Source organism: Paraclostridium sp. MRS3W1, from assembly GCF_032465715.1.
Classification (GTDB): Bacteria; Bacillota; Clostridia; order Peptostreptococcales; family Peptostreptococcaceae; genus Paraclostridium; species Paraclostridium dentum.
On sequence record NZ_JAWDJM010000137.1, the window covers coordinates 1 to 6,685 of the forward strand.

General features: G+C 28.1%; 6 protein-coding genes. 1 reads left to right on the forward strand and 5 read right to left on the reverse strand.

All coding sequences use genetic code 11. The features are described from left to right. Positions 1 to 4 precede the first annotated feature (4 nt). Complete coding sequence (locus tag RWY47_RS18175; protein WP_442953958.1) at positions 5 to 466, forward strand: metal-dependent hydrolase; 462 nt, start codon at positions 5 to 7, stop codon at positions 464 to 466. Between the two features lie 73 nt (positions 467 to 539). On the opposite strand, the gene RWY47_RS11125 is transcribed toward RWY47_RS18175, so the two are convergent. From RWY47_RS11125 to RWY47_RS11145, 5 genes are all read right to left on the reverse strand, one after another. After that, positions 540 to 1,649: a glycoside hydrolase family 10 protein gene (locus tag RWY47_RS11125; RefSeq protein ID WP_150842667.1), complete on the reverse strand. Its 1,110-nt coding sequence runs from the start codon at positions 1,647 to 1,649 to the stop codon at positions 540 to 542. 173 nt (positions 1,650 to 1,822) lie between these two features. Further along, positions 1,823 to 1,966, reverse strand: coding sequence for a DUF4177 domain-containing protein (locus tag RWY47_RS11130; protein WP_021429391.1), 144 nt, complete (start codon positions 1,964 to 1,966; stop codon positions 1,823 to 1,825). 19 nt (positions 1,967 to 1,985) lie between these two features. Beyond that, positions 1,986 to 3,131, reverse strand: coding sequence for a DUF362 domain-containing protein (locus RWY47_RS11135; protein WP_150842666.1), 1,146 nt, complete (start codon positions 3,129 to 3,131; stop codon positions 1,986 to 1,988). Between the two features lie 177 nt (positions 3,132 to 3,308). After that, complete coding sequence (clpB, locus tag RWY47_RS11140; protein ID WP_224170607.1) at positions 3,309 to 5,909, reverse strand: ATP-dependent chaperone ClpB; 2,601 nt, start codon at positions 5,907 to 5,909, stop codon at positions 3,309 to 3,311. Between the two features lie 235 nt (positions 5,910 to 6,144). Continuing rightward, complete coding sequence (locus tag RWY47_RS11145; protein WP_224170606.1) at positions 6,145 to 6,552, reverse strand: hypothetical protein; 408 nt, start codon at positions 6,550 to 6,552, stop codon at positions 6,145 to 6,147. Positions 6,553 to 6,685 lie beyond the last annotated feature (133 nt).

The window sequence follows — 6,685 nt, forward strand, 5'->3', positions numbered from 1 at the left end:
ATATATTTACTTCTTAAAATTAGGTTCTATTTTTCCTGACATAGATTGCCCACAATCTTATATAGGAAAAAAGTTTAATATTTTGTCTAAAGTAATTAACAATAAGTTTCACCACAGAGGATTTACTCACAGTGCCTTATTTATATACTTTTTAATTTTTTTATCATTATTAATAAATATTTTATTTAAATTATTCTATCCTTATATCTTTGTATTTTTAGATGTATATATATTTATAATATTTTATGGTTTTATATTAGGTTGCATATCTCATATACTTTTGGATATGTTCAACTCTAGTGGAGTTTGTCTTTTTTATCCATCTTGTAAAAAATACAGGTTACCTTTAGCGCCTGTAATAAAGGTCGGTTCTAATGCTGAGATTTCGCTTAACTCTTTTTTGAGTTTACTTACAAATATTTTAATTGTAATGTATATTTTTAATTTAATTAAATATTTAGCATAAAAAAACCCTTATAATAGTTTTTTTAAACATATATTTCTATTGTTTAAATAAATCTTATTATAAGGGCTATTTTTTATAAGATACATGCCTTTTCTGAATATGCCTTTTCTAATTGTTGTACTATACCTCCATTATTACTAGCTATATCTCTATAACTAAACAATATATTTCCTTTAACCTCTGGATACTCTCTATTTATAGCAATTTGTTTATCTAGCTCTTTAGCTGTTTCTGCTTTATTTATACTTTGTGCAATATATAATTTTACATTTGTACCTTCCACTACGTTTGACCACCATCTTACTAGTGTTTCATACGGATTTTTTTTGTCGTTAGTTGCCCAATATATTTGTGGTGCTATGAAATCTACAGTTCCTTCTTGTATCCAAGTTAAAGGATCTGAATATAAAGCATAATAACCTTCTTGTGCATTTGTATTAGATCCATTTATGTCACTACTCTTATTTTTCCATACTGGGAAAGGACTTATTCCAAACTGAACTTTTGGATTCGTAGCTTTTATAACTTTATATATAGTTTTTATTAAATAATTTATAGCTGATCTTCTGTAATCTCCAACATTTACACATTCCCAGCATCCACATTTACATATCCATTTACACTCACATTTTGGCATAGGATAACCTTCTGGATAGAAATATTCATCAAATATTATTCCGTCTACATCATAATTAGAAACTATTTCAAAAACTGTAGTTGCTAAATAGTTTATTACCTCTCTATCTTCAGGATTGTATGAAAGTGCATCTTTAAATTCCAAAACCCAGTCAGGATTTAATTTTGCTGGATTATTATCTGCTAATACACTTAAATCAGTTCCTTTAGTAGTTACTCTATATGGATTTAGCCATCCATAAAACTTCATATTTCTTTTATGTGTTTCATCTAACATAAATTGAAGTGGGTCATACCCTGGATCTTTTCCTTGTGTTCCTGTAAGATATGATGACCATGGATTGATTTTTGATTTGTAAAAAGCATCTGATGTAGGTCTAATTTGAACCATAACTACATTAAAATTTAGACTTTGCAATTTATCTAATAACTGTATGAATTCTTTCTTTTGTGCTTCAGCATCATTTTTTGTCTTGGGCCAATCTATATCATATACTGTTGCTACCCATACACCCCTAAACTCATATAGTTTGCAGTCTACCCTCATGAAACACTCCCCCTAAAATAAATTTTGTGCATTTAAATTACACTGACACTTTTTATTATATGTATTTCGGTAGAATTTTGTTAAACACTATTTTTAAAAGTATGTGTTATTTTAAACTTCAGCTAAAAAGCTAGTTCAAAATAAATAAATTTATTTCAACTAGCCTTTTATACTTATATATTTATCTCTCTCTTTAAATACTGTCTTCCACGTTGGTCTATTGCTACTAATTCCCAACCTTCTTGCCCGTATTTATTTAGTTCATCTTCTATATCTAATCCTTCAAGTGTTAATACTTGATATTCAAATTTTTTCATATTTACTCTCCAATTATTATTATTTTATTAACTTAAATACTATGCTTCGTTTTATATCTATAGCTTTTTTAGGACATAGTTCATGGCAGCAAAAACATCTTATACATTTACTTAAATCTATTTTTATTTTTGAATCTAAACTTATAACCTTTGCTGGACATGCCTCTATACATTTTTTACATTTCACGCACTTATTGTAAGAAACAACTGGCTTTGGAGTTAATAATTTCGTAAGAGGTTCATGTATAAACTTAGGTAAAGTCGATGATAATAACCTAAAATCTTTGCTTGTTTTTGGTATTTTAAAATCCTTTACAACAAATTGACTTATATCATCACCTATTGCTTTAACATCGCTTAAATCGTTCTTTATGTATCCTCTTTTTATACTTCCTCTTACAGTTGGAACCTTGTTTATATCTAAATTTATAAGTTTGCAAGCTATTGAATCTAACGCATATGGACTTGTTGATACTAAAGTTGTTCCAATATGTCTCGGACTTCCTGCAGAAGGTCCTTCTCCTTCCATGCCAACAATTCCATCCATAATAGTTAGTGTTGGATTTACATATGAGCATATATCTAATAATACATCTTCACAAAATATTTCTTCACTTGGAAATCTATAATGTATTTCTGCTTTTTTTAATCCCGCAATAGATCCATATAGATTTTTAACTCCTCCAGTAAATGTAGCCATACCATGAGTCTTTAATTTACATATATTAATTATATGATCAACTTCTTTTATTGGAGTTATTATATCCATAAATCTTAATGCTTTAGAGCTTTCATTTTCTACTTTTACTTCACTCACATCATAGTTTAGAGTTACACCTAATTCATCCGCTATATCTTTCATTCCAGTTGATTTGTATATACCTTTTAAAGCTGATGTAGTATACGGGCCTCCTGGACTATCAGCAATTACTATCTCACAATTTAATTTAAGAAGCATTTCGCATACAACTTTAACTACTGTTGGATGTGTTGTTGTAGCTTCTTCTGGTATCTTTTTCATAAGCAAATTTGGTTTTATTAATACTTTGCTATTTGGATTTATATATTTTTCTATTCCGCCAATATCTTCTAAGTTTTTCTCTATTGATTTTTTTATATTTTCATAGTTATAATCATCACATTTCCTTATTGATACAAATTTCATAATAATCCCCTCTTTTAACCATTTAAATTACATTCTTTTTTTATTTTAGCATAAAAAAATTTGGTACGTTTATATTTAAAGTTATATGGCGTTACAATTTTGTCACTCAAAATTTAAAATTACACAAAAAGTACTACCTAAGTTTTAGGTAGTACTTTTTAATTTTATTTCATTAAACTATTTTACAGATATATTTATATTTATATTTTCATTTTCTTCATCAACTACTATAGTGCATCCGTTATATATTTCTCCTGCTATTAACTTTTTAGCTATCATAGTTTCTAGTACATTACTTATATATCTTTTTAATGGTCTAGCTCCGTAAATTGGATCATATCCTTCTTTAACCATTATGTCTTTTGCTCTTTCTGTAACTTCAATTTCTATGCTCTTATCTTGTAATCTATTTCTTAAAGATTTCATAAAGATGTCTATAATTTGTTTTATTCCTTCTTTATCTAATGGTTTAAACATTATAATATCATCAACTCTATTTAAGAATTCTGGCTTAAATCTTCTCTTCATTTCGTTCATAACTAATTCTTTAGCTTCATCATTAATATCTTCTCCAGCTTCTAATAAATATGAGCTACCTATATTTGAAGTCATTATTATGATAGTATTTTTAAAATCTACTGTTTTGCCTTTATTGTCAGTAAGTCTTCCATCATCTAATATTTGAAGGAATAAGTTAAATACATCTTCATGTGCTTTCTCTATCTCATCAAATAATAATACAGAATATGGATTTCTTCTTACAGCTTCTGTTAATTGTCCACCTTCCTCATATCCTACATATCCTGGAGGAGGCCCTATAAGTCTTGATACTGCATGTTTTTCCATGTATTCTGACATATCAATTCTTATAATATTGTCTTCACTATCAAATAGGTTGTTAGCTAGAGTTTTAGCAAGCTCTGTTTTACCTACCCCCGTAGGTCCTAAGAATATAAATGAACCTATTGGCTTATTCTCATCTTTAAGTCCTGCACGAGCACGTATTACCGCATTACTTACAGCAGTTACAGCTTCGTCTTGTCCAATTACTCTTTTGTGTAGTTCATCTTCTAACTTTAATAGTTTTTCTCTTTCTCCCTCTACAAGTTTAGTAACTGGTATACCTGTCCACTTAGCAACTATTTGAGAAATTTCATTTTCTGTTACTTCTTCTTTTAATAAAGCATTTTCATAGCTTTCTTGCATTTTTTCTTCATGTGCCTTTATTTGTTCTTCTAATTTAGGTATTACTCCATATTTTAGTTCTGCTGCTTTGTTAAAGTCATACTCTCTCTCATACTTTTCAACATTTCCTTTAGCTTCATCAAGCTGTGCTTTTAAATTTCTTATTTCTAATATTTGACTTTTCTCTTTTTCATACTTAGCAGTCATTTCGTCGTTTTTAGATTTTAATTCAGCTAATTCTTTTCCTAGCTTTTCAAGTCTTTCTTTACTTTTCTCATCATTTTCTTTTAACAACGCTTCTCTTTCTGTTTCTAATGTTAATAACTTTCTTCTCACTGTATCAAGCTCTGTTGGAAGAGAATCTATCTCACTTCTAATCATAGCTCCAGCTTCGTCTATTAAATCTATAGCTTTATCTGGTAAAAATCTATCTTGTATATATCTATCCGATAATTTTGCAGCTGCAACTATAGCATTATCATGTATTCTTATTCCATGATGAATTTCAAATCTTTCTTTAAGTCCACGAAGTATTGAAATTGTATCATTAACACTAGGTTCTTCAGCCATAACTGGTTGGAAACGTCTTTCAAGAGCCTTGTCTTTTTCAATATATTGTCTATACTCATCAAAAGTAGTTGCTCCTATACAGTTTAGTTCTCCACGAGCTAACATAGGTTTTATTAAATTTCCTGCATCCATTGCTCCATCAGTTTTTCCAGCTCCAACTATTGTGTGTATCTCATCTATAAATAAAATTATCTTACCTTCTGCACCTTGAACCTCTTTAAGAACTGCTTTTAATCTTTCTTCAAACTCACCTCTATATTTAGCTCCTGCAATTAAAGATCCCATATCTAATGAGAATATTACTTTATCTTTTAATCCTTCAGGGACATCGCCTCTAACTATTCTTTCAGCTAGTCCTTCTACTATGGCTGTTTTACCAACTCCTGGCTCTCCTATTAATACAGGATTGTTTTTAGTTCTTCTTGATAATATTCTTATAACTCTTCTTATTTCTTCATCTCTTCCTATTACAGGATCTAACTTGTTTTTCTTAGCTAATTCTACTAAGTTTGTAGCATATCTAGCTAATGCTTCATAAGTTCCTTCTGGATCTTGACTTTCTACTCTTTGATTTCCTCTAACTTTTGATAGTACATTTAAAAAATCATTCTTATTTATATTGTATTGCTTTAATATCTTACCTATATTTGTTTTTGATTCAACTTCCATTATTGCAATCATGACATGTTCTACACTTATATATGCATCTTTAAATTCTTTAGATATTTCTTCTGCTTTAATTAAAATTTCATTTATCTTTCTTGTAGCTGTTACTCCTTGTGAATTTATCCCTTCACCATGTATTTGTGGTAATTTATTAAGTTCTGAATTTATACTGTTATTAAATGCATCAACAGACACGTTCATCTTTTCTAGTATATTTGGAATAAGACCATCTTCTTGGTTTACAAGTGCACTTAATAGATGTATTGCATCCACTTGTTGGTTGTGATTTTTTACCGCTATATTAAAAGCTTCATTTAAGCCTTTTTGTACTCTTACTGTCATTTTTTCTATATTCATATACACAATACCTCCGTTATCTATAATATATATTAATTATTTATAAGTAATAATTTCTAAAGTAATTTTATTATCACTCTATTAAGTTGAGTGCTAATAAGTTGTTATTAATATAATATATTTATGATTTAACTTTGTCAATATATTTTTTATTTTTATGTTCTTATACAAAATAAAGCTATATCTTAATATTAAGATATAGCTTTAAACTTATATAGCTTCTTATTTTTCTCTTCTAATTCAATTCTATCAATTCATTTATTGAGCCTTTAATTTTCTGATATACATCAGACCCCCATTTAACTATGCTATTATTTTCATTGAATCCAAAACCATTCGAATTTTTTTCAAATATATCAATATTATCTTTAATTTTATTTGGAATTGCTTTAATTTTTTCTATCTCGCCTTCTCTGAAATCTTTATCGCCTATAAAGTCTTTTGTAAATCCAATTACATCAGAAGTAATATTTTCAACTGTTGAAGCTGCATTTTCTAGTATACTCGAGATAGAATATTCTTTATTAGAATCTGATTTTTGAAAAAGGTTAAAAGCGCCTAATGACTCACATCCTGTGGCACTGAAAATAACAATTGATAAAGTTAATACTATAGCTAATTTTTTATATATCTTAATATTCATTTAATCATCTCCTTAGTTAGTTTATAAATACATTTTAATATTTAATTCTTAAACTAATCTTTCCTTAATCTTAAATAATTCTTAAAATTTATTTCCCAAAATTTTCAAACTAAAAAGGGATATGTGTTAATAC